This window comes from Pseudomonas sp. GW704-F2 (genome assembly GCF_059423025.1).
Genome location: NZ_JBWKXO010000028.1, coordinates 57,183 through 83,067, shown reverse-complemented (window position 1 = coordinate 83,067; position 25,885 = coordinate 57,183). Strand labels below are relative to the sequence as shown.

21 protein-coding genes and 2 pseudogenes are annotated in these 25,885 nt (G+C 59.2%); 18 read left to right on the top strand and 5 right to left on the bottom strand.

Annotation, left to right across the window (positions count from 1 at the left end; all coding sequences use genetic code 11):
- From AC07W0_RS21835 to AC07W0_RS21825, 3 genes are all read left to right on the top strand, one after another.
- On the top strand, positions 1–260 hold a 260-nt coding region (locus AC07W0_RS21835; protein WP_102618212.1), incomplete at its 5' end, for a hypothetical protein.
- Between the two features lie 47 nt (positions 261–307).
- Positions 308–1,192, top strand: a complete 885-nt coding sequence (locus AC07W0_RS21830; RefSeq protein WP_102618213.1) for a universal stress protein — start codon at positions 308–310, stop codon at positions 1,190–1,192.
- A gap of 44 nt (positions 1,193–1,236) precedes the next feature.
- The gene (locus AC07W0_RS21825) at positions 1,237–1,926 is read left to right on the top strand and encodes a phosphoribosyltransferase (RefSeq protein ID WP_102618214.1); all 690 of its coding nucleotides are present in this window, start codon (positions 1,237–1,239) and stop codon (positions 1,924–1,926) included.
- A 21-nt stretch (positions 1,927–1,947) separates the two neighbouring features.
- On the opposite strand, the gene AC07W0_RS21820 is transcribed toward AC07W0_RS21825, so the two are convergent.
- Positions 1,948–3,294, bottom strand: coding sequence for an erythromycin esterase family protein (locus AC07W0_RS21820; protein WP_102618215.1), 1,347 nt, complete (start codon positions 3,292–3,294; stop codon positions 1,948–1,950).
- Positions 3,295–3,410: 116 nt separating this feature from the next.
- Here AC07W0_RS21820 and AC07W0_RS21815 point away from each other — a divergent pair, with 116 nt between their 5' ends.
- From AC07W0_RS21815 to AC07W0_RS21805, 3 genes are all read left to right on the top strand, one after another.
- Positions 3,411–4,103, top strand: coding sequence for a c-type cytochrome (locus AC07W0_RS21815; RefSeq protein WP_256580862.1), 693 nt, complete (start codon positions 3,411–3,413; stop codon positions 4,101–4,103).
- Positions 4,100–5,887, top strand: coding sequence for a DNA polymerase/3'-5' exonuclease PolX (gene polX, locus AC07W0_RS21810; protein WP_102618216.1), 1,788 nt, complete (start codon positions 4,100–4,102; stop codon positions 5,885–5,887). Before AC07W0_RS21815 ends, polX begins: the two co-directional genes overlap by 4 nt.
- 116 nt (positions 5,888–6,003) lie before the next feature.
- Entirely contained in the window at positions 6,004–6,258 is a 255-nt protein-coding gene (locus AC07W0_RS21805) for an Lpp/OprI family alanine-zipper lipoprotein (protein ID WP_017845783.1), read from the top strand.
- A gap of 322 nt (positions 6,259–6,580) precedes the next feature.
- On the opposite strand, the gene AC07W0_RS21800 is transcribed toward AC07W0_RS21805, so the two are convergent.
- Both AC07W0_RS21800 and arcD read right to left on the bottom strand, forming a co-directional pair.
- Positions 6,581–7,123: an Hsp20/alpha crystallin family protein gene (locus AC07W0_RS21800; RefSeq protein WP_017845784.1), complete on the bottom strand. Its 543-nt coding sequence runs from the start codon at positions 7,121–7,123 to the stop codon at positions 6,581–6,583.
- Positions 7,124–7,211: 88 nt separating this feature from the next.
- Complete coding sequence (arcD, locus tag AC07W0_RS21795; protein ID WP_052735791.1) at positions 7,212–8,702, bottom strand: arginine-ornithine antiporter; 1,491 nt, start codon at positions 8,700–8,702, stop codon at positions 7,212–7,214.
- A gap of 432 nt (positions 8,703–9,134) precedes the next feature.
- Here arcD and AC07W0_RS21790 point away from each other — a divergent pair, with 432 nt between their 5' ends.
- From AC07W0_RS21790 to ppsA, 4 genes are all read left to right on the top strand, one after another.
- A complete protein-coding gene (locus AC07W0_RS21790; RefSeq protein ID WP_102618217.1) occupies positions 9,135–10,340 on the top strand; it encodes an acetate/propionate family kinase in 1,206 nt (401 codons plus the stop codon).
- 24 nt (positions 10,341–10,364) lie between these two features.
- Positions 10,365–12,866 carry an alpha-glucan family phosphorylase gene (gene glgP, locus AC07W0_RS21785; RefSeq protein WP_102618218.1) on the top strand — a complete coding sequence of 834 codons (2,502 nt, stop codon included), beginning with the start codon at positions 10,365–10,367 and terminating at the stop codon, positions 12,864–12,866.
- 230 nt (positions 12,867–13,096) lie between these two features.
- Complete coding sequence (glgA, locus tag AC07W0_RS21780) at positions 13,097–14,686, top strand: glycogen synthase GlgA (protein ID WP_102618219.1); 1,590 nt, start codon at positions 13,097–13,099, stop codon at positions 14,684–14,686.
- A complete protein-coding gene (gene ppsA, locus AC07W0_RS21775) occupies positions 14,683–17,139 on the top strand; it encodes a phosphoenolpyruvate synthase (protein WP_102618220.1) in 2,457 nt (818 codons plus the stop codon). The genes glgA and ppsA overlap by 4 nt, the downstream gene beginning before the upstream one ends.
- Positions 17,140–17,145: 6 nt before the next feature.
- On the opposite strand, the gene gstA is transcribed toward ppsA, so the two are convergent.
- Positions 17,146–17,775, bottom strand: coding sequence for a glutathione transferase GstA (gstA, locus tag AC07W0_RS21770; protein WP_046383405.1), 630 nt, complete (start codon positions 17,773–17,775; stop codon positions 17,146–17,148).
- 148 nt (positions 17,776–17,923) lie between these two features.
- On the opposite strand from gstA, the gene AC07W0_RS21765 reads away from it, so the two are divergent.
- From AC07W0_RS21765 to AC07W0_RS21745, 5 genes are all read left to right on the top strand, one after another.
- On the top strand, positions 17,924–18,283 hold the full coding sequence (locus AC07W0_RS21765) for a winged helix-turn-helix transcriptional regulator (protein WP_046489568.1): 360 nt from the start codon (positions 17,924–17,926) through the stop codon (positions 18,281–18,283).
- A 212-nt stretch (positions 18,284–18,495) separates the two neighbouring features.
- Positions 18,496–20,145, top strand: coding sequence for a flavin-containing monooxygenase (locus tag AC07W0_RS21760; RefSeq protein ID WP_102618221.1), 1,650 nt, complete (start codon positions 18,496–18,498; stop codon positions 20,143–20,145).
- A gap of 83 nt (positions 20,146–20,228) precedes the next feature.
- On the top strand, positions 20,229–21,278 hold the full coding sequence (locus AC07W0_RS21755; protein ID WP_102618222.1) for an alpha/beta fold hydrolase: 1,050 nt from the start codon (positions 20,229–20,231) through the stop codon (positions 21,276–21,278).
- A gap of 73 nt (positions 21,279–21,351) precedes the next feature.
- Positions 21,352–22,329: a transporter gene (locus AC07W0_RS21750; protein WP_256580863.1), complete on the top strand. Its 978-nt coding sequence runs from the start codon at positions 21,352–21,354 to the stop codon at positions 22,327–22,329.
- 406 nt (positions 22,330–22,735) lie between these two features.
- The gene (locus AC07W0_RS21745) at positions 22,736–23,626 is read left to right on the top strand and encodes a helix-turn-helix domain-containing protein (protein ID WP_102618224.1); all 891 of its coding nucleotides are present in this window, start codon (positions 22,736–22,738) and stop codon (positions 23,624–23,626) included.
- Between the two features lie 399 nt (positions 23,627–24,025).
- On the opposite strand, the gene AC07W0_RS21740 is transcribed toward AC07W0_RS21745, so the two are convergent.
- Entirely contained in the window at positions 24,026–24,163 is a 138-nt protein-coding gene (locus AC07W0_RS21740) for a hypothetical protein (protein ID WP_017849061.1), read from the bottom strand.
- Between AC07W0_RS21740 and AC07W0_RS21735 the strand changes: the two are divergent.
- The 3 genes and pseudogenes from AC07W0_RS21735 to AC07W0_RS21725 form a co-directional block, all read left to right on the top strand.
- Positions 24,096–24,251: pseudogene (locus tag AC07W0_RS21735) on the top strand (ATP-binding protein); the annotation flags it as partial. The gene AC07W0_RS21740 and the pseudogene AC07W0_RS21735 overlap by 68 nt on opposite strands.
- 57 nt (positions 24,252–24,308) lie before the next feature.
- Positions 24,309–24,761, top strand: a complete 453-nt coding sequence (locus AC07W0_RS21730) for a hypothetical protein (RefSeq protein WP_046489557.1) — start codon at positions 24,309–24,311, stop codon at positions 24,759–24,761.
- 560 nt (positions 24,762–25,321) lie between these two features.
- A pseudogene (locus tag AC07W0_RS21725) lies at positions 25,322–25,540 on the top strand (transposase domain-containing protein); the annotation flags it as partial.
- Positions 25,541–25,885 lie beyond the last annotated feature (345 nt).

Sequence of the window (25,885 nt, the reverse complement as noted above, 5' to 3'; positions counted from 1 at the left end):
GCCTGGGACTGGGCTGGGAAGCCGCGCGCATCGCCACGCCGTATTACTACCCGACGTATCCGGTTTATTACTATCCCGCCCCGACTTACTACTACCCGGCCAGCCCGCCGACGGTGGTGGTCGAGCCTCAGCCCGTCACGGCCGCGCCATCGGCCTGGTACTACTGCGATTCCGCCAAAGGCTATTACCCGAGCGTACGCCAGTGCCCTGAGGGATGGCGCATGGTTCCCGCGACGCCGCCGCCTGGCCCCATCCGTTAAGACCCCGGACGCGTGGGCTGTTTTTCATTCCTCCCTGGAGCCAGATCATGAGCCAATACCAGTGTTTGTTACTGATCATCAACCCCGCCCTGCGTGACTCCCCGGCAATCGGCCATGCTGCCGCCCTGGCCAAGGCCAGCGGCGCGAGCCTGCATATTGTCGCGCTGGCAGCACCGTTGGACATCTTGTTGCTACTGGCCGAGAACGTGCGTGAAAAGGCTCGGGCCAGCTACCTCGAGGACCACCGCGACTGGCTGAACGCCCAAACCAAGAATCTCCATGCCCTGGGGCTCAACGTGACCGCCCAGGTGACCTGGGCCACCAACCTCAAGCAAGACATCCTGGATTACGTCACTGAGACACAGCCCGATCTGTTGATCAAACAAGTGCAGCAAGAGTCCGCGTTCAAGCGCGCGTTCTTCACCCCGCTGGACTGGCAGTTGCTGCGCGAGTGTCCGATTCCGGTCTATCTGGTCGGCGGTGGTGGCCATGCCTTGCCGCGCATCGTCGTGGCAGCGGTTGACGTGTCGAATGTTCAACCGGCCAACAGCGCGTTGAACCAGCGCATCATTGAGCAGGCCACCAGCCTGGCGCTGCAATGCGATGCCGAGCTGCACCTGCTGTATGCCTGCGATATGTCGACGATCTACATGGCTGACATGGGCGGTATGGCCCTGTCCAATCTCAGTAAGGAACTGGCGAGCAAGGAGGAAAAAACCTTCCTCGAACTGGCGCGAGACTATGGCGTGCCTTCCGATCGTCATCACTTCGTTTTGGGCAATCCGGTTGCGGTGTTGAGTCAATTCGCCAAGGAACACCAGGTGGATGTGATCGTGATGGGCCGGGTCCAGTATCACGGCATCGAGAAGCTGCTGGGCAGTACCACCGAACACATTCTCTATCAGGTGCCTTGCGGCGTACTGGCGGTCTAGCGTGGCAAAGGCGGTGTGCAATGAAACCACAGATGAGGTGACCCATGAGTTATAGCCCTTCGCTGCAAACGCTCTGGCAGGATCGGTCGGTGGCCGGTCAAAGCCTGGTGGAGCCGTTGCTCAGATACGCCCGCCGCCCCGACGTGATCATCCTGGCCTTGCCGCGTGGCGGCGTCCCGGTGGCGTATGAGGTGGCCACGGCCCTGCAGGTGCGCCTGGATCTGATGGTGGTACGCAAGCTCGGCATGCCGTCCCAACCCGAATTCGCCATGGGCGCCATCGCCAGTGGCGGTATCCAGATCCGCAATGAAGAGGTGCTGCGGGCTCATTCGATTGATCAAGACAGTTATGACGCGGTGGTCGCCCGCGAAACTCGCGAGTTATCGCGCCGTGAGCAGGTTTACCGGGGCACGCGGGCGCCGCTGCAGTTGAAGGATCAGGTGGTCATCCTGATCGATGACGGCCTGGCCACAGGGGCTTCGATGCTCGCCGCGATCCAGGCGGTGCAGGTGCAGGCCCCGGCGCGGATCGTCGTGGCGGTGCCGGTCGCGCCGCTGGATACGGTGGAAACCCTGCGCTGTATCGTCAATGAAGTGATCTGCCCGCTGATTCCTGAGCGGATGATGTCCATCGGTTACTGGTACTCGAACTTCCCCCAGACCACCGATGCAGAGGTCATTGAGTTATTGCAGCGGGCCTGGCAACGCGAATCGACTGAAGCACACCCGCTGTAGATGCGTCGCGCCAGGTGAGCCTTACACACCGAACGGAAAGGTTTCGTCTTCCGCTTCCAGCTCCTCGTTTTTGGGCAGTGCCAGGGCCTTTACCGCCTGCGTCTGCTCGAACCAGAGCATGGCGTCGAACTGTTCGGCCAGTACCGCTTCGAAGTAGTGGCTGTCGCGTTCGGTTGTGGGCCGGTAAATCACGCCAATCGCGCGTTCCAGCAGGGTGGCGGACAACACCGTGCGCAGCTCGGCGCGCTGCGGGTCGCGCCAGTCGGTCAACGACGCCGGCACGCCGGCCTCGAGGAACTGATGCTCCCAACTGTCGGGACGGGAAGGCCGCACCGCCTTGATGAGCATCTCGGCGTCCCAATCGTCGGCCGCCGCCACGTGGCCACGGTCGGTGCTCATGCCGATCAGCACAGCGTCGCGCCCATAGGCACTGCGGCACAGCTGGCCGATGTTGAACTGGCCCTTCCAGCCCATCTCCGTGGCAGCCGCGTTGCCGATATGCGAGTTGTGCGCCCAGACCACCGCTTTGGCCTGCGGGCCCCGGTGTTCCAGCAGGGCGCGCAGGGTGTCGAACATGTGGCGGTCACGCAGGTTCCACGACGCGGTCGAGCCGCGATAGACGGCGCGGTAGTACTGTTCCGCCGCACGCACCACGCGGGCGTTTTGCGTGGCGTTGAAAAAACCTTCGTCATCCTGGATGAGCCCGGCCAATTGCTTGGCCAGCATCACGTTGAGTTGTTCGACCACCTGCGGTTCACAGGGCATCAGGCCATTGCGTTCGACGAAGTGACCGTACAAGGCCGGGTCATCCTGCCAGGGCGTCAGGCAGCCGTAGCGCCGCCGTGCTTCTTGGGCCAGTTGCGGGTCGACGCTGTCCAGATAGTGCAGCACCTCATGGATCGAGTTGCGCATGCTGTAAACGTCGAGGCCACGGAACTCCACACGGTCTGCACTGGCGCGTTGATGGTTGTAGCGGTGCAGCCAATGGGCAAAGGCTTTGACCTCGGCGTTGCGCCACATCCAGGTCGGGAAGCGGCTGAAGATATGGCGTTTCCAGGCCGACGGGGCCAGCCCTCGGACGTACTTGTCGACATGCCCTGCATCGGGCCAGTCGGCCTCAACGGCGACGATGGAGAAGCCATGCCGCTCAATCAAGCGCTGCGTGATGGCGGCTCGGGCGCGATAGAAATCGCTGGTGCCGTGGCTGGCTTCGCCGATCAGCACCACCCGCGCATCCGCGTAGCGATCGAACATTTCGCCGAACGCTGCAGAATCGAACGCCGGCAGAGGCTCGGCAAATTGGCGCAGGACCGCCGCGATGGCGGCTCTATCGACCTGCCGAGACGCGCCATAGTGTTTATCCAGCATGCGTTGGGCGGGTGTGCTCACGGCCGTCGTCCCCTTCAGTGTTTATCTATTCCTACACCCTGACCCAGGTGAATCATTGAGTTTTGTCAATAAAGCCTGCACGGCCTTGAGCCAATGTGGCTGAACCCGGTACGCGCCGGCTACCGACGCGGCTCATGGAGGCTTGTGATATGAGGTGCTCTATCAATCGATCACACCTGACGCTTGCCCTCTGTGTGGTGGCCCTTGTGGGCTGTACCGACACCCGCGACCGGGCATCGCAAAAAACCGCATCCATGCCCGCGCTGGCCTTGGTAAACGACGTGTGTTCGCTGTGCCACGGGCTGACGGGGGAGTCGGTATCGCCGTTGTTTCCCAAATTGGCCGGCCAGCAAAAAGACTACCTGAAGCAGCAGTTGACTGATTTCAAAAACCATACGCGCATGGATAAAGCCTCGACTCAATACATGTGGGGCTTTACCCATTTGACCGAATCGCAGATCACTGAACTGGCGGACTACTATTCAAAACAGCCGGCCATGCAGGCTGAAGCCGAAACGCCTGACGCGCGGGGCGAATTGATCTTTCGCCACGGCGTGCCGGAATCCGGCATCGCTCAGTGCAGCGCCTGTCATGGCGCCGAGGGCCGGGGCCATGGCCAGACCCCCCGTGTGGCGGGCCAGCATGCCGCGTACATGATTCGCCAGATCCAGGTGTTTCAACAGGCCGACCTGCGTGAGCGCGGTGACCTGACGAGCCAGATTGCGCACACACTGTCGGACGCCGATGCCGAGGCAGTCGCGCATTACATGGCCAGGCTGGGGCCATGAAGCTCACGGCCGCACCGCAGGCACCCAGCACACCGACGTCTGCGGTCAAGCGCTCGCAGGCGGTGAGCAATGAGGACATTGCCGCGGTGTTTGACGATATCGCCGACCTGCTCGAAATCGATGACGCCAACCCGTTTCGCATCCGCGCTTATCGGGTTGCGGCGCGCACGCTGAGGGCGCTGACGGTCGAGTTGGCGCCGCTCATTGCGCGTGGGGAAACCTTGCCGAAACTGCCGGGCATCGGCGTCGATCTGGCGGCCAAGATCAGTGAAATCGCCAGCACCGGGGATTGTGCGCTGCGGCAGCGCCTGCGCTCGACATTGCCGCCTGGGCTGGTTGAACTGCTGTCCATCGCCGGCCTCGGCCCCAAACGCATCAAACACCTGTATCACGGCCTGGGAATCGAAACCGCGCAGCAACTGTGCGAGGCCGCCGAGCAGGGCCACATCCGCCACGTGCCCGGTTTTGGCGAAAGGCTCGAGGCGCGCTTATTGAGCGCCGCGCAGAAGGGGCTCGGAAAGGATCGCCGGTTGCCGCTGGGCGTTGTCGAGCCCGTGGCGCTGCAGTTGATCGAGTATCTGCATCAACTGCCCGGGGTCGAGGACGCGAGGTTGGCCGGCAGTCTGCGGCGCATGCGCGATACCGTGGGCGACATCGACATCCTGGTGGCAGCAGCGCCCGCAGTGGCGGTCACGGCGCACCTGATCAGGCACCCGGAGGTGTCCACCGTATTGGTCAAAGGCCGCACGCGGGCCAGTGTCGTACTGGACTCCGGCCTGCAAGTCGACGTGCGGGTGGTCAAGCCCGCGGATTGGGGCGCCGCGCTGGTGTATTTCACCGGCAGCAAGGCGCACAACATTGCGATTCGCAAGCAGGCGCGGGAACAGGGCCTGAAGCTCAACGAGTATGGCGTGTTCAGGGGCGAGGAACGCCTGGCGGGTGCCACGGAGGTCTCGGTTTATCAGGCCCTTGGGTTGCCGTGGATCACGCCGGAGCTGCGCGAAGATCGCGGTGAGGTCGCGGCGGCACTCAGCGGGCGTTTGCCCAGGCTGGTGGAAGTGAGTGATCTCAAGGGTGACTTGCACGCGCACACCTGCGACGCGGATGGCGCCAATACCCTGGAACAGATGGCACTGGCCGCGCAGCAAGCCGGGTTGGAATACCTGGCGATCACCGATCATTTCCTGGACAGCGAGCGGCTGCTGAAGCAGATCGACCAGATCGATGCGCTCAACGCCCGCCTGCGCGGCATCACCTTGCTCAAGGGCGTTGAAGTCGAGATTCTGGAAGATGGCAGCCTGGGGCTGCCAGACGCTGTTCTCGCTCGCCTGGACCTTGTGGTGGGCGCGGTCCACACGCATTTCGGCCTGACGCTGCGGCAACAGACGCAACGCCTGCTCAGGGCCATGGATCATCGCTATTTCACGCTACTGGCGCACCCGCTGTGTCGCCTGATCAATCAGCGCGCGCCGTTGAACATGGACCTGTCGGCCGTCATCAGGGCCGCCTCTGCACGCGGCTGCTGCCTGGAACTCAACGCGCAACCCCAGCGCATGGACCTGTTCGATCTTCAATGCCAATACGCCAAAGACCAACACGTGCTGATCAGCATCAATTCGGATGCCCAGCGCACCGCGGATTTTGCGTACTTGCGCTACGGCGTCGCGCAAGCCCGGCGTGCCTGGCTGGAAAAGGGCGATGTACTCAATACCCGTTCGCTGAGCGCGCTGAAGTCGTTGTTGGCCGCTACGGCGGGCGGGCGTTCGCAAGGCGCCGGGAACTGACGGTTCGGTCTGATTCTTGGTCGAAAGTTGACAAAAATCAGAGCCCCGCACCGACGGCGCCGGATACTTGAACCGTAGCCGGTGCGTTCCTGCTACGACCCTCAAGGAGAATACCCATGAATATGCGTTTACCCGTAGTGTTGCTCAGCGTCCTCCTCGCGTTATCGGCTGGTTGCAGTAACAAACCGGCCAAAGAACTGGATGCACGCCTGGAGGCTGCTCAAAGCACTGCGCTGTCGGCACGCGCCAGAGCCGATGAAGCCTACTCGAAAGCGGAGCAGGCGGCGATGGCGGCCAATCAGGCGCAACAGACTGCCGATCAGGCCAATGAGCGCGCCAGCCGGATGCTCGAAAAAGCCAGCCGCAAGTAGTGAACGGTTGCAGCACCCGACACGTCGTCGGGTTTGCTGCAAGACAGCCGCAGGCCTGCAACCACCCCTGCCAGGCAGCACATCTGGCACCTGCGCGTCGACTCAACAGCATTGGCTTGGTTTTCCCCGACTATCATCTCTTCGCGTAGCGGACTGCCGCTGAACATGTGGCTTAGGCTGACGTTCGGCTGGCGTTACCTGCGCATTCGCACGCTCTTGAAGATCGAGCTGTTCGATATTTTCCGGGGATGAAGCGTTGAACCACTGCAGATAAAAAAAGCCCCTTGTCGGTTTCCCGCCAAGGGGCAGTGCCGCCTGGGATTCATTCGCCTTTGATCGGCACGACTTTATCCGCTTTCATGGCTTCTGGCTTTTTCGGCAACGAGATGCACAGCACGCCTTTGCTGAAACTCGCGTCGATCTTATCGGCATCAATACCTTTGGGCAGGTTGAACACCCGCTCGAAGGAACCGTAGTGACGCTCGCTAAGGTGGTAGCCTTTGCGTTTTTCTTCCTTGTCCTCCTGTTTCTCGCCTTTGATGATCAGGCTGCCGTTGGACAGTTTGACCTCAATGTCTTTCTGATCCATGCCGGGTACTTCGGCGGTGATCTCGTAGCTTTTGTCTTTCTCGGTGATGTCCACGGCAGGCATGCCATGGCCGATCAGCTCGCGACGCCAGAACGGTTCAACGTCGAACAGCCCCCGGCTGAAGGGCGACAGGCCGGAACCGAGATTGAAGTCATCAAACAGGTGGTCCACCTGTTGCCGCAGTTTTTCCAGCGGCCGCCACAGGTCTGTCGTCATGGGATGCTGGTCGGATTTATGTTCGGTAGTGACCGGCATTTTTTTTGCGGAATTGCTCATCTTTCGGTACTCCTCTTCAGATAGAAGGCAGGCAGCAGAACGGCCTCTGCGCGGCCTGCCAGGACAGAACACGGGGGCAAGCCCATCGTTACAAGGTCAGCGTCCCCGACCACAGCATCCAGCCGGCATAGGCCGCGGCCGCCCAGATGATGATCAACAGGCCGGTCTCGGGGCCGCTGAGCGCTTGTCCCTGACGGGCGCGCAGGGTGCCCAGGTAGATCAACGAGCCCGGGGCGTAGAGGAGGGCGCTGAGCAGCATGTATTTCGGCCCGGCGGCATAGAGCAACCACATGCAATACAGCGTGGCGACCGCCGCGATGGCCATGTCGCGCAATTGCAGGGCGCGGTGGCCGGCATAGGTGTCACCCTTCCAGGTCAATTTCAGCGCATACAGGCCGCTGAACAGGTACGGCAATAGAATCATCGAGGTGGCCAGGGAGATCAGCGCGAGATAGGTAGCGCTCGAATACAAGGTCAGCAGCAGGAACAATTGAATGCAGCCGTTGGTCAGCCACAGCGCATTGGCTGGCGCGCCTTGGGTGTTTTCCACGCCCAGCGAGACAGGCATGACCTTTTCCTTGGCGGGCGTGAACACCGACTCGGCCGCCAGCAACGTCCAGGCGAGCAGGGCGCCGCCGACCGAAACAATCAGGCCGATGCTGATCAGCACCGCGCCCCATGGCCCGGCCGCGGCCTGCAGCACGCCCGCCATCGAGGGGTTCTTCAAGGCGGCGAGTTCCGGTTGTTTGAGCACCCCCAGCGACAGCAAGGACACCGAAATCAGCAACAACAACGTGATGACAAAACCGATCACCGTGGCCCGCCCGACATTGGCCCGCTCCGCCGCACGGGCAGAAAACACGTTGGCGCCCTCGATCCCGATAAACACCCAAACGGTGACCAGCATCGTGCTTTTGACTTGATCGAGCGTACTGCCCAACGCCGGCGAGCCCCAGAAGTCGACAGTGAACGTTTCACGCTGGAACGCGGCGATCACCAGGCCGATGAACAACAGCAACGGCACGATCTTCGCGACCGTCGTCAACGCATTGGCCCGCGCAGCGGTGCGCAAGCCCCTGAGGATCATCCAGTGCAACGCCCACAACACCACGGACGCACCGGCGATCGCCGCCTTGTTATTGCCTTCGCCAAACACCGGGAAGAAGTAACTCAGCGCAGCGAACAGGATCACCAGGTAACTGACGTTGCCGATCCAGGCACTGATCCAGTAACCCCAGGCGGAGTTGAAGCTCAGGTATTCGCCACCCAGCGCACGCGCATAGGCAAACACACCGTTGTCCAGCGCGGGCTGGCGGTTGGACAGGGTCTGATAGACCAGCGCCAGCGACAGCATGCCGACGCCGGTGATCAACCAACCGATCAGAATCGCACCGGCGCCCGCACTGGCGGCCATGTTTTGCGGCAGGCTGAAAATGCCGCTGCCGATCATCGAACCGACCACCAGGGCAATCAACAAGCTCAGCGACAAGCGCTTGGGTTCTACCTTGCGCAGACTGCCTGCCACGGGTTGGACAGCCGGCGGGACGATCGGTTGAGAGCCTTGCAGATGCGTAGCCATGAAGAGCCTCCACGAAAACGTGAGTATCTGCACCGTCGAATGCGAGGGTGCGACTGCTGCATCTAATTTCTGCGCGAAGGGGCTGGGTCTGGTTGATTTAGATCAGATGTAAGTGTCTGCGGATCAGTCGCAATACTTAACTGATTGAATTGTTTTTCAAAAAACATTTTCCCGCGGGTGTTTTCGTCGTTAAACGCCAAAGTGTTGTTCGTCGATGATATTGATGCGCCAGGAACGCGCTGAATCGTAACGGGAACATTTTATTGAGGAAGGTCAAGCCGCCGCGCCCCGTGGATGCCAGGATAAGGCCAACCTGGGGCAAGGTTCCCTGTAACCTCATCGAGTGTCGAGGCGGCCCATGATGCGAGCATTACGGTTACTGCTTGGCGGCTCCCGTCAGGCCGTGGATTCCCCGGCGCTGTGGAGCCGCGCATGATGGATGCCCCTTGCCCGGCGTTGTTGGTGCTGAATGCGGGCTCTTCAACCCTCAAGTTTTCCCTTTACTTCGTGGCGGCACCAACGGTCCATTGCCTGGGCAGCGGCATGATTGAAGTGCGCCAGGGCAGGGCAACGCTGGTGTATCAGGCCCCAGGATCCGAGGCCGAACATCAGGAGCAATGGCGCGCCGACAGTTGCATGGACGCAGTTTCCCTGGGCAACCTGATGCGTTGGCTGGGCAGCAACCGCCAATGGCAGATTGTCGTCGCGGCGCATCGGGTGGTCCATGGCGGCGCCCGTCGGGAAGTGGCTGCGCGGGTCGATAGCGCGCTGATCGACGAGATACAACGACTGATTCCAATGGCACCGTTGCACCAGCCCTTGTGCCTGGCACCGATTCTCCATATGGCCCGCGAGCATCCCGACCTGCCTCAGGTGGCCTGCTTCGACACTGCCTTTCACCACACACTCGACCCGCTGGAAACCTTGTACGGCCTGCCCCGGGCACTGAGCGAGGCGGGCCTGCGGCGTTACGGCTTCCACGGTTTGTCCTACGAGTACATTGCCGGGGTCCTGGCGGATTACGACCCGCGCGCGGCGGCTGGGCGCACCCTGGTCGCACACCTGGGCAACGGTGCCAGCCTGTGCGCGATGCGTAACCGCATCAGTTGCGGCACCACCATGGGGTTTTCCACCCTGGACGGGCTGTTGATGGGCACCCGCCCGGGCAACCTGGACCCCGGCATCGTGCTGTACCTGCTGCGCGAACGCGGCATGAGCGCGGCGGCGGTCGAACACCTGCTGTACCACGAGTCCGGATTGCTGGGCGTCTCTGGCGGTGTGGCGAGTGACATGCGGACGCTGCTGGCCAGCCACGCCGAGGGGGCCGCGCAGGCCATTGAGTTGTTTGTACGGCGTGCCGTCAAGGAAATCGGCGCGCTGGCCGCATTGCTCGGCGGGCTCGACGCGTTGGTGTTCACCGGCGGCATTGGCGAACATGCACCCACCGTGCGTGACGGGATTCTCGACGGTTGCGCCTGGTTAGGCGTAACCCGCAACCAGCACCCGCCCACCGGAGCCTGCCTGACGACGCCGGACAGCCCGGTATCGGCCTGGGTCATCGCCACTGATGAAAATGCAGTCATCGCTCGACACAGCCTGGCCTTGCTGCCGGCGCCGGCATCGAGCGAGGCGCTTTAGCCACTATCGCCTTGAGGTGTCGACGTGTATGCATTCCTGCCACGCGAACTGCCGGAGCAGTTGCGCGCATTGACCGAGCTTGCGCTTAACCTGCGCTGGACCTGGAACCATGCGCTCGACGAGCTCTGGAAAAGCATCGACCCGCAGCTGTGGGAGCGTACCCACAACCCCTGGCTGATACTGCAGAACACCTCGCCGCACCGGCTAGGAGAACTCTGTCGAGATGCGACGTTCTCGCAAACCCTCGCGCACGCCATCGAAGAGCATCGGCACTACCTCAGCGAGCCGGGTTGGTATGCGCAGCAGACAAGCGCCGGCGATTCCAAGCAGATCGCCTACTTCAGCATGGAATTCGGCCTGAGCGAGGCGCTGGCGCTTTATGCCGGCGGGCTCGGTGTGCTGGCCGGGGATTACCTGAAGACGGCAAGCGACATGGGCGTACCGGTGCTCGGGGTGGGGTTGCTCTATCAGGAAGGCTATTTTCGACAATCCATCGACGCGATGGGGCGCCAGCAGGAGGCCTACCCCTATAACGACCCCACCAGCCTGCCGATCCAGCCGACGTTTGGACAGGACGGCGCGTGGTTGAAAATCCCCTTGGCGCTTCCCGGCCGGACCCTGTATTTACGCGTGTGGCAGGCCATCGTCGGGCGTACCAGCCTGTACCTGCTCGACAGTAATGACCTGCTCAACGGCGCCAGCGACCGTGGCATCACCTCGAAGTTGTACGGCGGCGGTTCGGAGATGCGCTTGCTGCAGGAAGTGGTGCTTGGCATCGGCGGCTGGGCCACACTCGAAGCGTTGGCGATCAATGTCGATGTGTGCCACCTCAACGAAGGTCATGCTGCACTGCTGGTGCTGGAGCGTGCCCGGCGCTTCATGCATCAGAAGGGCACATCGTTCCAGGAAGCCTGGTGGGCGACGCGGGCGGGCAACGTGTTTACGACCCATACGCCAGTGGCTGCGGGTTTCGATGTGTTTTCCGCGGAACTGGTGCTCAAGTATGCCCGCGGCTATCTCGACGACTGCCGCCTCACATCGCACGAGTTGCTGGCGTTGGGCCGACGCAATCCGTCGGACGCGGATGAACCCTTCAACATGGCTTTTCTGGCGCTGCGTGGGTGCGCTCAAGCCAATGGTGTGAGCCGCTTGCACGGCGAGGTCAGCCGACGGCTATTCAGCGATTTGTATCCCCGCTGGCCTGTTCAAGAGATACCGGTGGGGCATGTCACCAACGGTGTGCATGTGCCGTCCTGGGACTCAATGTGGTCCGATCATCTGTGGACCACAAGCTGCGGCAAGGAGCGTTGGCGCGGCGCAGTCGAGTTGCTGCCGGCGACGGTCGCCAACAATGACGACGAGGCCTTGTGGAACATGGCTGCCGAGCAACGGCGCGACCTGGTGAGCTATGCGCGCAAGCGCCTGGCCTGGCAGCTCGAGCAGCGTGGCGAGTCGGCGCAGCAGGTGGCGGAGGGCGGGCAGGTGTTTGACCCCAACTGCCTCACGCTCGGGTTTGCGCGACGCTTCACCGACTATAAGCGCCCGAACCTGCTGCTGCACGACAGCGACCGCCTGGCGCGGCTGTTAACCAACGAGCAGCATCCGGTACAACTGCTCATCGCTGGCAAGGCTCATCCCGCCGATGAGCGCGGCAAGCAACTGATCCAGGCATGGCTCGACTTCGTGCATCGCCCGGGGCTGCGCCGGCATGTGGTGTTCCTGGAAGACTACGACCTGGAAATGGCCCAACACCTGGTGCAAGGCGTCGATGTCTGGATCAACACCCCGCGTCGGCCCTGGGAAGCCTGCGGCACCAGTGGCATGAAGGTGCTCGTCAACGGCGGGTTGAACCTCTCGGAACTCGATGGTTGGTGGGCACAAGCGTACCAGCCCGCCTATGGCTGGGCGATCGGGGATGACGCGCCGAGCGATGACGACGTCGACGCCGAGCGCTTGTACGGCCTGTTGGAAAACGAGGTCGTCCCCACGTTCTATTCACGCGATGCACAGGGTATTCCACGCGACTGGGTGCAACGCATGCGCGCCAGCATGTCGCAGCTGGGGCCGTACTACAGCAGCAATCGCATGCTGCAGGAATACCTGGAACATCTTTACCAGCCGGCGATTCAGGCGTTTCGACACCGCCGCGAGGATAACGCGGCACTGGCGCGCACGCTCCATGCCTGGCAGAAGGCGTTGACCGCGGCCTGGGACAATATTCACTTCGGCGCGGTCGAGGGGCATCGCGATGGCGACTGTCTGTGCGTTCGCGTGCCGGTCTATTTGGGTGAGATCTCGCCTCTGTGGGTCAAGGTGGAACTCTATGGCGGCCTGTGCGACGAGTACCCCGCCGAGTGCTTGCTGATGAAAGCCGTCGATGTGATTCCGGGCGCCATCCAGGGTTATATCTATTCCATTTCGGTCGCTGCCACGCGCCCGCTGGAGCACTACACTCCGAGGGTTCGCGCCTGGCACGCGGATGCCTTTCTGCCAGCGGAAAACCCATTGATTGCGTGGCAGCGTTGAGCTGCGATGCGCCTATTGTCAGCGAGCCAAACCGGGGTAAAGCCTGGCGGCCAATAGCAGAAGAACGGTGAACACCGAGAGCATCACCTATCGCAACGAGCGCTGTCCCACGCGGCAGCAAAGCGCATTTGTTGATAAAGATCAGAGGCCATCGGGAGCAACCCCAGATACTCATGCGACCGACTTAACCGTCTCCCCGCACTCTCGACTCAACAAAAAGGAAAAGGATCATGGGCACAGCCGCCATTTCCCCGCAGGCTGAACGTTTCAACCTGCCGGTCAGTGAATGGGTTACCTCGACTGTTGATCCGCTGGCGCTAGCGCCGGTTTCGCTGCCCATTACCAGCGTGGCGGCCAGGGCCAAGGTCCTGTTCGTGACCTCCGAATTGGCCGGCCTCGTGAAAACCGGCGGGCTCGGCGATGTATCGGCGGCATTGCCCCGGGCCCTGCATCCCCTGCACGATGTGCGCGTGTTGATGCCGGGTTACCCGCAAGTGCTCAACAGCGGAAATCCGGTCCATGTGATCAGCGAGCTGGAGGGCCATGCGGCATTGCCGGCGTGCAAGATCGGGCGGATGGACATGACGGATGGCCTGGTCATTTACCTGGTGATCTGTCCTGAACTGTATGAGCGTGAAGGCACTCCTTACGGGGATAACAATGGCCGTGACTGGCCGGATAACCATATCCGGTTTGCCCGTCTTGGCCTGGCCGCGGCCGACTTCGCCGCAGGCGCGGTGAAGTGCCAGTGGCGTCCGGAGCTGGTACACGCGCATGATTGGCCGGCCGGCCTCGCGCCGGCGTACATGCGCTGGCGTGGGCAGGCCACGCCGAGCATTTTCACCATCCATAACCTTGCCTATCAAGGCATGGTCAGCAGCGGTTCCCGGCGCGAACTGGGCATCCCCGAGCACGCGCTGGCCTCGGACGGTATGGAGTTCTACGGCAAGCTCTCGTTACTCAAGGCCGGCATGGCCTATGCCAACCACATCACCACCGTCAGCGCGACCTACGCCCGGGAAATCACCACGCCAGCATTCGGTTGCGGCCTGGACGGCTTTCTGCAAAGCAAAGCCGAACAAGGGCTGCTCAGCGGCATTGCCAATGGTATCGATGCCAGTTGGGACGCCGAAACCGATGAGCACTTGATCTGCCGGTTTGCCGCTAACGATTGGCTCGGCAAGGCGGTGAACGCCCACTATGTCCGCCAGTTGTTCAATCTCGAGCCGTCGACGGGGCCTCTGTTCGCGGTGGTATCGCGTCTGGTCTTCCAGAAAGGCCTGGATCTGACCATTGGCGTTGCCGGGCACATCGTCAGGCAGGGCGGGCAGATCGCCATCATCGGCCGTGGCGAACCGCAGGAAGAGGAGGCCGCACGGGAGCTGGCCCAGCGCTTCCCGGGCCAGGTCGGTGTGCTTATCGGCTTCAACGAAACGGATGCCAGGCGCATGTTTGCCGGCAGTGACTTCCTGCTCATGCCGTCGCGCTATGAACCGTGCGGCCTGAGCCAGATGTATGCGCAGCGTTTCGGCTCATTACCGGTAGCCCGTAATACCGGTGGGCTGGCCGACACGATCGAAGATGGCGTGAGCGGTTTTCTGTTCGAGGAACCCACCGTGGAAAGCTACGCGGCAGCACTGACGCGGGCGATCAAGGTGTTCGCCAACCCTGAACTGCTCAATGCAATGCGCTGCCGCGCCATGCGCAAGCCGTTCGATTGGCACCAAGCCATAAAGCCTTACAGCGCCCTGTATCTGCGATTGCTGAAGGCCAATCGGGTATCCCTGGCGGTCCCCTCACTCAATGGAGAGATATCGTGACCCATTCACAGCCGCACATTCGTTGGTTCAAGGACTTGGGTATCAACGACGTCGCACAGGTCGGTGGCAAGAACGCCTCGCTGGGAGAAATGTACCAGAACCTGACAGGCCAGGGCATCCGCGTACCCAACGGGTTTGCCGTTACTTCAGACGCGTACCGTTATGTCCTTGAGCACAACAAGGCGTGGGCGCCGCTGCATGCCGCGCTCGACGGCCTCGACCCCAACGACATCAAGGACCTGCAAGCCCGCGGCAAACGGGCGCGGGCGATTGTGTATGGCTGTACGCTGCCGGAAGACCTGAAGAGCGCGATACTGCACAGCTACGCCCAGCTCAAGCGCGAATACGGCAACAGCCTTTCACTGGCCGTGCGCTCCTCGGCAACCGCCGAGGACTCGCCGCAGGCCTCATTTGCCGGGCAGAACGAGACCTATCTCAATATCGCCAATGAAGATGCGCTGCTCGATGCCTACAAGCGTTGCCTGGCCTCGAACTTCACCGATCGGTCGATCCATTACAAATACGACAACGGCTTTGATTGCTTCAAAGTCGATCTCGCCGTCGTCATCATGAAAATGGTGCGCAGTGATCTCGGGGCCAGCGGCGTGATGTTTTCCCTGGATACGGAAACCGGCTTCAAGGATGTCGTGTTCATCAACGCCGCGTGGGGGCTTGGGGAGAATGTGGTGCAGGGCGCGCTGGCCCCGGACAGTTTCTACGTACACAAACCCAGCTTCGTCGCCGGTTATCGTGGCGTGCTCAAGCGTAGCCTGGGCAGCAAAGAAAAGAAGATGGTGTTTACCGATACCCTCAATACCGGGAACATCGCGCAGGAGTACACCGCGAATATCGAAACACCCGACGAAGAACAAACGCGCTTTTGCCTCTCGGACGGGGACGTCATGGTCCTGGCTGACTATGCCATCAAGGTTGAAAACCACTATTCGAGCAAAGCCGGTTTCTACAAACCCATGGACATGGAGTGGGCGAAAGACGGGATCGATGGCCACTTGTATATGGTCCAGGCGCGCCCCGAAACGGTGGCCTCGCAGAAAAAAGGCAGCGTGCTGCAGATCTATCACCTCAAGCAACGCTCGCCAGTGCTGCTCAAGGGGAAGGCGGTCGGCACCCGCATCGGTGCCGGGAAGGCCCGTATCGTCAACGACGTGAAACAGCTCAGCGAGTTTCAACCGGGCGAAGTGCTGGTTTCCGAAGCCACGACTCCGGATTGGGAACCGGTGATGAAAACCGCCGCCGCGATTGTGACCAACCGCGGCGGACGCACCTGCCACGCGGCCATCGTGGCGCGGGAGCTGGGTATTCCCGCGATCGTGGGCGCCACCAATGCGGCAGCGACAATCAAAACCGGCGCCTTGTTGACCGTCAGTTGCGCCGAAGGCGAAATCGGAACGGTCTACGACGGCATCCTGGATTTTGATGTCGAGGAAACGGACCTCAGCCAACTCGGGCATCCCGACACGCACATCATGATGAACCTGGCCAACCCCGACCAGGCCTTCAGCCTGGCCTCGCTGCCGGTCGACGGTATCGGTCTGGCGCGCATGGAGTTCATCATCAATGAATGCATCAAGGTCCATCCGATGGCCCTTGTCCACCCGGAAAAGCTGGATGACGCCACCCGTGAAAAAATCGCCGTGCTGAGCGCCGCGCATGCAGACCCTACGGATTTTTTCATCAAGACCTTGGCCGAAGGCGTCGCCACCATTGCCGCAGCGGTGTATCCAAAACCGTGCGTGGTACGCATGAGCGACTTCAAGAGCAATGAGTACGCGACCCTGCTGGGTGGGCAGTATTTCGAGCCGGTAGAACACAACCCGATGATCGGTTTTCGCGGCGCGTCCCGGTACAGCCATCCGGCTTATGCCGAAGGGTTTGCGCTGGAGTGCGCGGCGATGAAATGGGCGCGCGAACACATTGGCCTCACCAACATCAAGTTGATGATCCCGTTTTGCCGCACCGTGGCGGAGGGCGAAAGGGTATTGGCGACCATGGCCAGCCATGGCCTGCAGCGCGGAGAAAACGGGCTGGAGGTCTACATCATGTGCGAAATACCCAACAACGTGATCCAGATCGACGCGTTCGCCAAACTGTTCGACGGCTTCTCGATCGGTTCCAACGACCTGACCCAGTTGACGCTCGGCGTGGACCGCGACTCGGAAATCGTCGCCTTCGATTTCGATGAGCGCGACCTGGGCGTCAAGCAGATGATTCGCCTGGCGGTAGAAGGCGCCAAGCGTAACGGCCGACACTCGGGAATCTGCGGGCAGGCGCCGTCGGATTATCCCGAGATGGCGGAGTTTTTGGTGTCGATTGGCATCGACTCAATGAGCCTCAGCCCGGATGCGGTGCTGGCGACGATTCGGCATGTGCTGGCGGTGCAGACGCAGCGGTTACCGAGCGATGAGGCCGACCGGGGCAACATCGGCACGTGAGGCCTTTCACGCAAGGCCTTCGTCTCGCAATGCTTTGCGCACCGCAGGACGCACCTTGACCCGGTCATACCAGGCCCGGAGGTTATGCAAGTGCTCGAAGTGGATGTCGGCCTTGTAATAGCTGGTCAGCCAAGAGGCCTGGCCCCAGCCGGTCAATGCGAACAGATAGGCATCCGCCACAGTGAAGGCATCGCCCATGAGGTATGGACGGGTACTCAATTGTTCGTCGATCCAGGCGAAGCGCTTTTCCAGCTTTGGCTTGGCAGTCTCGACGTATTGACCTGCGAGTGTGGCGTACAACAGTGGAATGTAGCCCTTGTGAATCTCAGACGACAGGAAGCTCAGCCATTCCTGAAGTCGGTATCGATCGAGAGTGCCATGAGCGGGAACCAGCCCAAGCGCCGGCTTCAGGTCGCCCAAATACTGCACGATTGCCGGGCCTTCACGCAGGAGCGTGCCATCGTCCAGCTCGATGGCGGGTACGTAGCCCAGACGGTTGACCTCGAAGTAGTTGGCGCCCGAGTCGGTAAGGTGCGTCTTGTGATCGACCTTGATCAGCGTGGCATCGAGACCCAATTCATTCAGAACGATGTGGGGCGAAAGCGAGCAAGACGCGGGGATGTAGTACAACTTCATTGGCAAACTCCAGGACAGGGGGAGCGCTGTCAATCCAATGGAGAGCGCGCTTCAGCTGATTCTAGATGCCCGGTATAAAATAGGAAGAACGCACTATTTTGTAGTATAGGTACAAAAAATATACCTACACCCGGCCAGGACTCTGACCATGAAAGACAACATCTCTGGCTGCTCGGTCGAAGAAGCGATGCGTTTGTTGGGTGGCCGCTGGCGCCTGCTTCTTGCGTCCTACCTGCTCGATGGGCCGAAGCGTTTTAATGCGCTGAGGCGCGACATTCCGGCTATTTCACAACGCATGCTGACCCTCGACTTGCGCGCCCTTGAGCAAGCCGGGCTGGTCAAACGGACGGTATTCCCCACCGTGCCCGTGACGGTTGAGTACGAACTCACCGTGGACGGGCGACGATTGGAACCGGTCGTTGCGGTAATGAAAGAGTTTGGGCTGTGGGTCAAGAGTCGCCCATGTGAGGTGATACAGGTTGCCAGCCGCGAGTCGGATGCGCTCTAGCGGGAGCTCGCGGGGGCCTCAATCAGACGGGTCTTCCGATCTGGTGTAGGCCTCGACGAAGCCCGGTTAATCGCACCGGATTGTTCAAGCTATTCACCATTTCCTTCAAGAGTAAAACGCGCCTCGGTTGTTATCGTTTATCCGTGCCTTAAGCATTGCCTGGCAGCAAGTAAGTAAAGGCAAATATAAACATAACAATATGAGGCTTCAAAATGAGTGCTCAATCTAAACTCGCCGCTGTGTCTGCCGAAAACGGCAAAGTCACGTACTTGGACGCAATGGTGATTGGTGCAGGGGTAGCTGGCCTCTACCAGTTGTATCGACTTCGTGAGATGGGCTTGACGGTCCGCGCCTACGATACGGCTTCCGGAGTGGGCGGCACATGGTATTGGAATCGTTACCCCGGTGCGCGGTTTGACTCTCAGGCAGAAATTTATCAGTACTGGTTCTCTGAAGAACTCTATAAGTCCTGGCAACCCACCGAGCGTTTCCCGGCTCAGCCCGAAACAGAGCAGTGGCTGAACTTCGTCGCCAATCGGCTCGACCTCAAGAAAGATATCCAGTTCAACACCCGCATCGCTGCCGCGCACTTCTGCGAAGAGAGCGGGCACTGGAGGGTGACAACCGAGGCCGGCGAAACGATCAATACGCAATATCTGATCTCTTGCTGCGGGATGCTGTCCGCTCCGCTGTCCGATCGGTTCCCCGGCCAAACCGACTTCAACGGTCAGATCTATCACACCGGTCTGTGGCCAAAAGACCCCGTGGACTTCAACGGCAAGCGCGTGGCCGTGGTAGGCACTGGCGCCACCGGTATTCAGGTGATCCAGACCATCGCTCCGGCGGTGGGATCGATGAAGGTCTTCGTGCGTACCCCGCAGTATGTGATTCCGATGAGGAACCCTAAGTACAGCAAAGAAGACTGGGAAAAGTGGGGTACCCAATTCCACCAGCTCAAGAAGCGCGTGCGAGAGACCTTTGCCGGTTTCGACTATGACTTCGACGCCGGCCCCTGGGCCGAGAAAACCCCCGACGAGCGACAAGCCGTGCTTGAACAACTCTGGGAGGATGGCTCTTTGGCCATGTGGCTGGCGTCGTTTCCCGAAATGTTCTTTGACGAACAGGTCAATGAAGTCGTGTCGGAGTTCGTGCGTATCAAGATGCGTGAGCGCCTGCAGTCGAGGCCAGATCTCTGCAACCTGCTGATCCCGACCGACTATGGCTTCGGCACCCATCGCGTACCGCTGGAAAGCAAGTACCTTGAAGTCTATCTGCAACCCAACGTCGAGGCGGTCGACTGCAAGCAGTCGCCGATCGAGCGCATTGTGCCGGAGGGGATCCAGACCGCGGATGGAAAGATTCACGAGGTAGACATCATCGTGCTGGCCGTGGGTTTCGATGCAGGCTCCGGCGCACTCAGCCGGATCGACATTCGAGGGCGCGATAACCGGTCGTTGAGGGAGCAGTGGAAACAAGAAATCCGTACATCGATGGGGCTGCAGATCCATGGCTACCCCAACCTGTTCACCACCGGTGCGCCGTTGGCACCGTCGGCGGCACTTTGCAACATGACCACTTGCCTGCAGCAGCAGGTGGACTGGATCACCGGATGCATTGAGTTTGCCATCCAGCACGGCAAACAAGTCGTGGAAGCTTCCAAAGAGTTCGAGGACGACTGGGTACAGCATCACGACGAGACGGCGGCGAAGACCCTGGTCGTCAAAACCGACTCTTGGTACATGGGCTCCAACGTCGATGGAAAACCGCGCCGACTTGTATCGTATATCGGCGGCGTCGGTAACTATCATCGCCGCTGCGACGAAATAGCCGCACAGGGTTACCCAGGCTTTGAAATGGCTTGAGGTCGAACGACTGCTCATTGATTGCAGCTGTCACTCCGACTCTCTATTGCGCCGTGACAGCTCGATATTCGAGGTAACCTGAAATGAACAACTATTACTCCCAGGAACATCACGGTCCTTTTGAACTGATCAACATCGGAGCGCTTCAGCTTGAAGAAGGCTCGTGCATTCCTGAATGTCAGCTGGCCGTAGCCATACATGGCACCCTGAACGCCGACAAGACTAACGCCATACTGGTTCCCACTTGGTATTCCGGCACAAGCAAGGCGATGGAGCAGATTTACATCGGCAAAGGGCGGGCGCTGGACCCTGCGAAATACTGCATCATCGTCGTCAACCAGATCGGTAACGGTCTTTCCAGCTCTGCGAGTAACACCGGCGGTTCATTGGCTGGCCCTGGGTTCCCGAATGTCAGAATTGGCGATGACGTCAGTGCCCAGCACACACTGCTCACCGAATACTTTGGCATCGAGAGCCTGGCGTTAGTGGTCGGGGGATCGATGGGCGCACAGCAAACCTATGAGTGGGCCGTGCGCTATCCAGACTTTGTCAAACGCGCCGCAGCCATAGCGGGCACCGCGCGCAATAGCGAACATGACTTCCTGTTCAGCGAAATACTGATTGATGCGATAACCACCGATCCGGCCTTCCGGGCCGGCTTATACGGCTCATCGGCGGCAGTGGCGGCCGGGCTCAAGCGCCACGCGAAAGTCTGGACATTGATGGGCTGGAGTACCGCGTTCTTCCGCGCCGAGCGGCATAAGGCGCTGGGTTTCGAGTCGATGCAGGTATTCGTCGACAGCTTTATGACGAACTACTTTGCAGCAATGGACCCTAACAACCTCCTGACCATGGCCTGGAAATGGCAACGGGGCGATGTCAGTCGAAACACGGGCGGTGATCTTGCGGCGGCCCTGGGGCGAATCCGAGCGAAAACCTATGTCATGCCCATCTCACATGACCAGTTCTTTACCGTGGACGATTGTCTGTCGGAGCAGAAAATGATCCTGAACAGCGAGTTCAGGCCATTGCAATCAATCGACGGTCACCTCGGACTTTTTGGCACCGATACGCAAATGCTCAATCAACTGGACGCCCATCTGGCAGAGCTGCTTTCGTCCCCGACATATTGAAACAAGCTTCAAAAAAAATAGCACAGGACACCTGTGCTAGACCCAGAACAATTTTAAAAAAACAGGGTTGAAGATGAACATAATAACAACAGCACATGCTTTGCGCGCGCCCAATACGCTCAAGTCGAGTTCTGATGCTAGCGTCGACTGCCTGAGGAAAAACAATAGCCACTGCCGAATTATGCATGCGTTTCAGTTGGCGACTTTAATGCTTGGTCTACAACTTCCGATTGTGTGCCACGCATTGGATGTCGATCCTGGCGACTATACGCCAATGCCAGACGGCACACAGCTCGGGCTGCTGTATTTACAGCATGCAGAACGCCACGATTATTACGTGCGCGGCAATCAGTTAGGTGACAAATATAACCTGTACTCGGATGTCAGCATTCTGAGGGGGGTCAGCTATCAAGCGTTTGCAGGCGTCCTGACGAATATCCAACTGCTATTGCCTTTTGGCCACCTGTCGGCCGGTGGCGATATAAAAGGCATGGGCAGCGAAAGCGGAATGGGCGATCCGATTCTGGCCAATGCGGTATGGATCCATCAGGACCCTTCAACAAACCGCGCATTGGCCGTCACTCAATATCTTTTTTTGCCAATAGGCGACTACAACAAGAATAAAGAGTTGAATATTGGGGAGAACCGATGGAAGTATGTCTTGCAGGGCGGATACATGCACGGCATCGGCAGCCGCGTCATTCTGGATTTCGTCGCTGACGTGACTTTTTTCGGCGACAACGATCGTTATTCCTCCCGCGACCTGACGCTGAAGCAGGACCCGCAGTATCAGATGCAAGGATTCATCAGGTACATGTTCAGTGAGCGCGCGGCTATGCATGTCGGTTATTCCCGGCTATGGGGTGGGCAGAGGAAAGTTGACGGAACCGAACTGGAAGATGAAAGCCGTCAAGCAAAAATAATGCTGGGCGGGTCTTATTTCGTGACGCCAAAAGCTCAGTTGCTTGCGACATTGGGGCGAGACCTTTCAGTTGAAAATGGCTTCAAGGAAGAGTCTCGCGTCAATCTTCGATTGCTTTACGTATTCTAAGTCACTGAGCAACACCGACTACGCCAGGATAATCAGCGAAGACATCACCAGGGCGTTGGCCTGACAGGCGTCGCTCCGTTGCGAGAATCACTTCTCGCAGCCCCTTTACGGCCGCCCGGCGGTGGCCGTTTTTTTAGCGGGACGGGAAACGTTCGCAACCCTCAACCCATGCAAATCATCTCGGTCACGCTTTATAGCCATTTAATCCCTGTGTTCGGTTTTTTATAATCACTTAAGTCGCATAACGTTGGATATTTTTTTCGACACTGTTCATCCCATGCTAGTATTCTGGTGAGCTGTAAATACTAATAAAAACAATACTCCACGGCCATCTCTCGAGTGCTTTCAAATTTGCGTAGGAGCGCAATAAGAGCCAGGGTAACGGCCCTCAAGTGAGACTTCAAGTATGCCGACCGTCATTACCCCAAAGGAACTTCTCAAGTGGGTGCCAGGCGTAGTTCTCAGCTCAAGCGAAGAACTCGGATGGAAAGATATGCAGCAACGCTCATATCGATATAAAGGTCAGGACGTCCTCATTCCACCCCTTGATCATTTCATGATCGTTTATTACTTTGGCGGCCACACACCGATGGATCGTTGTGTGGATGAGGGCTGGACACGTACCGCTTGCGCGCCGGGCGATATTTCCCTGCTTACGATGTCACAGGACTCCCATTGGAACTGGACAGAAGACATTGATGTTTCTCATCTCTATCTTTCCAATGCGCTGATGTCTCGTGTGGCCATGGATGTTATGGAGCGTCCGATTGAAGAGGTGCGCCTGCATGATCTGCTCCGTACCCAAGACACGATCCTCACGGCTATTGTCGGCGCAATTACCAATGAAGTAAGAAGTCGTGGGATTGGTGGCGCATTGTATGTGGAAGCCTTGAGCATGCAGTTGGCCATTCACCTTCTACGGCATTACGCCAGTGTCACCTTTAAAGAGTCCAGTGCGCCTGGGCGGCTGTCGCAACAACAAAAAAAGTACTTGCTCGAGTTCATCGATGCTCATCTGGAGGAGTCCATACGCCTGGACGAAATGGCCGATGCCGTAGGGTTGGGCGTCTGGACGTTTTCCAGGAAATTCAGCGAGTCGTTCGACTGTTCGCCACACACCTTTGTTACCGAACAGCGCATCGAACGGGCCAAGCGAATGCTGTACAGCGGCACACTGTCGATTAAGGAAATTGCCTATCATTGTGGGTTTTCAGATCAGGCACATTTGACCCGTGTCCTGCGCAGCAAACTTGGCGTAACGCCTACGCAACTAAGGAAAACAAACAACCTGGAATAGTGTTCTTACAACGATCGGAAAGTAATTTTCTGCTTCGCCGAACTACCATCAACGAAGTCAAGCCATCGCCGGCCAACGGCTACCGGAAAGAAACATGGACCTTTTAGATATTCTATCCTCGGCTGTCGTAACCGTATTGGTGGTGGCACTGATCGCACTTAGGCGCACGGACAGGAAAATCCCGATCGAAGACATCCCTCAGGAGCGTGCCAAGTGGGAAGAGAAGGTTCGCGGTAAGTCCCGGTCAGCCCTCACACGGCGCCCACTCGCACCCTCTATTCCAGTACCGTATGTGCCTCGCGAATCCGCAACCGTCGCCGAGGCCCCATCGGAGCCAGGCGATAAAACATAACGCCGGTATCCCGCGATGACGAGCAGCGCGTTAACCCGCTGAAATGGTCAGAACGTCTGGCCCATGGAAAACTGAAACACCTGTTTATCCGCGTTCTCCGGCGTGCGAATCGGATAGGCCAGCGTCGGCTTTGGCCTGGGCTTGGCCATCGCCGCGCGGGCAGTACAGATGCACGGCGGCAGCATCGTGGCTCGCAATGAGTCAGGCGGTGGGCTGACCGTTGAGGTCAACCTGCACAACGCGCGATCTTTACACGACATTACATTGGCTTGACCGCCCTGTACGTCGCCGCTCATTAGACTTGTCGCCATTGTTTGAGCGGAGGTGGCGATGTTTCAGGTGCATAAAAAGGGCTTTGTGCCCGGCAGGAAAATGGTCGATGGCCTGGTCCCGTATGACTTCTTTTGTGAAGACAGCCCGACGATCAATATCTTCGTGTTTACCGGCGCCGCCACCCCCGACGCAACCGTCGAGGAGCAGACGCTGTGGGGCTTCACCCGCCTGGAGCGGTTCGAGGCGATGACCAACGCGCTGGTGAGCAACAAGCAACACGCCGGATGGTTTCAAAGCGTGAATGTACTGACCGGGCCCAACCAGAACGGCACGCAAAGCGTGAAATTCCAGCGCGTGCTGAAAATCATCAAACACGCCAGCAGCACGCAAAAAGTCGACTATGAGATTCTGACTGACGAAGGCGACACCTACTTCACCCGGCAAACCGTTGCGGCGAACAGCGCGCAAACCGTCATCTATTCGGCGGAGTCGTCCGCTCGTAGCGCGTGATTATCTCACGGGCCTGGCGGGCGTGAGGCGCGCCTGTTCATCCAGTCACGCGTGTTACCTCTGTCCAAGACACCTTGCTTTTTTCGTGCTATCGATCACCGTCCGGTCCCCCATCAAGCGCTACAAAAAGCGTGGGCAGTACTGGGGCAGAGGACTTCAACAACATTGACGTTAACAAGCACCTGAAGAAGAAAACATGCACGTCGCCGCCTGGCCCCCATTGATGAACTGAAGCTCGCAGTAGACGCTGCCGTTATGCGCTGACGCATACGACTGTGACTCTGCTTCATGCTGCTCTCAAAAAAGGAGTGGCGGCTTTGCTTCGTCCGTGGTTTTTCGACGCTTTGGCGCGAAGAAGCGGAAGTTTGCTGTTTTTCATCTCGGGTATTGATATGCACCTTTTTAACGCTTTGATGGCTCGTGCCATCCCTTTGATTCCGCGCGCAATTATCCAAAAAATCTCCCGCCGCTACATTGCTGGTGCCACGCTAGGCGAAGCCCTGGCGCGGGTTCAACAGTTAAACGCGCAAGGTTTCTGTGTGACTCTCGACGTGTGTGCGAATCAAATTCGGCCCTGGGCTCTTGGCCGCTCGAATTGGTTGTTCGCAGGCTCGCTGCGCAGTGGCAAACGTGCGGCTGCAATCGCGAGTTTGATCCAGTCGGTACGGCTCAGCGGGCATGATCCGTATGCTTACTTGAAGGATGTTCTTACACGCCTGCCGACGCAGCGGGCGAGTGAGATTACCAAACTGCTACCGCGCAGATGGGCGCCCGTTTAATCAAGCAAGGTGTGTTCGGCGGGCGCTTGTTTTGCAGGTTCCCTGCGCAGCGGAAAACCAGCAGCAGCGATCATTAATTTATACAGATTGCGACCTAGAATGGTAATGATCGTATGTTTACCTGAAGGACGTTCAGGCGCCCACCTACACAGCCGGCGAGTGAAATCAATCAATTGCCGCCACATAAGTGGGACCTCTTTAATCACACAAGGCATGTTCGTACCAAGACTTGTTAGCCGGCAATTAAAGCCTGTTGAAGGAGCTAGATATTGAAGTGGATAGTTTTGGCGGTATTGACCTGGATCAGCACACTTTTGTATGCGGACGCTGCTCCAAATGAGACCA

Coding starts and splice junctions, on each gene's coding strand:
- AC07W0_RS21830 (WP_102618213.1), top strand. CDS start 308: ATGAGCCAATACCAGTGTTTGTTACTGATCATCAACCCCGCCCTGCGT.
- AC07W0_RS21825 (WP_102618214.1), top strand. CDS start 1,237: ATGAGTTATAGCCCTTCGCTGCAAACGCTCTGGCAGGATCGGTCGGTG.
- AC07W0_RS21820 (WP_102618215.1), bottom strand. CDS start 3,294: ATGCTGGATAAACACTATGGCGCGTCTCGGCAGGTCGATAGAGCCGCC.
- polX (WP_102618216.1), top strand. CDS start 4,100: ATGAAGCTCACGGCCGCACCGCAGGCACCCAGCACACCGACGTCTGCG.
- AC07W0_RS21805 (WP_017845783.1), top strand. CDS start 6,004: ATGAATATGCGTTTACCCGTAGTGTTGCTCAGCGTCCTCCTCGCGTTA.
- AC07W0_RS21800 (WP_017845784.1), bottom strand. CDS start 7,123: ATGAGCAATTCCGCAAAAAAAATGCCGGTCACTACCGAACATAAATCC.
- arcD (WP_052735791.1), bottom strand. CDS start 8,702: ATGGCTACGCATCTGCAAGGCTCTCAACCGATCGTCCCGCCGGCTGTC.
- AC07W0_RS21790 (WP_102618217.1), top strand. CDS start 9,135: ATGATGGATGCCCCTTGCCCGGCGTTGTTGGTGCTGAATGCGGGCTCT.
- glgA (WP_102618219.1), top strand. CDS start 13,097: ATGGGCACAGCCGCCATTTCCCCGCAGGCTGAACGTTTCAACCTGCCG.
- gstA (WP_046383405.1), bottom strand. CDS start 17,775: ATGAAGTTGTACTACATCCCCGCGTCTTGCTCGCTTTCGCCCCACATC.
- AC07W0_RS21765 (WP_046489568.1), top strand. CDS start 17,924: ATGAAAGACAACATCTCTGGCTGCTCGGTCGAAGAAGCGATGCGTTTG.
- AC07W0_RS21760 (WP_102618221.1), top strand. CDS start 18,496: ATGAGTGCTCAATCTAAACTCGCCGCTGTGTCTGCCGAAAACGGCAAA.
- AC07W0_RS21755 (WP_102618222.1), top strand. CDS start 20,229: ATGAACAACTATTACTCCCAGGAACATCACGGTCCTTTTGAACTGATC.
- AC07W0_RS21750 (WP_256580863.1), top strand. CDS start 21,352: ATGAACATAATAACAACAGCACATGCTTTGCGCGCGCCCAATACGCTC.
- AC07W0_RS21745 (WP_102618224.1), top strand. CDS start 22,736: ATGCCGACCGTCATTACCCCAAAGGAACTTCTCAAGTGGGTGCCAGGC.
- AC07W0_RS21740 (WP_017849061.1), bottom strand. CDS start 24,163: ATGCTGCCGCCGTGCATCTGTACTGCCCGCGCGGCGATGGCCAAGCCC.
- AC07W0_RS21730 (WP_046489557.1), top strand. CDS start 24,309: ATGTTTCAGGTGCATAAAAAGGGCTTTGTGCCCGGCAGGAAAATGGTC.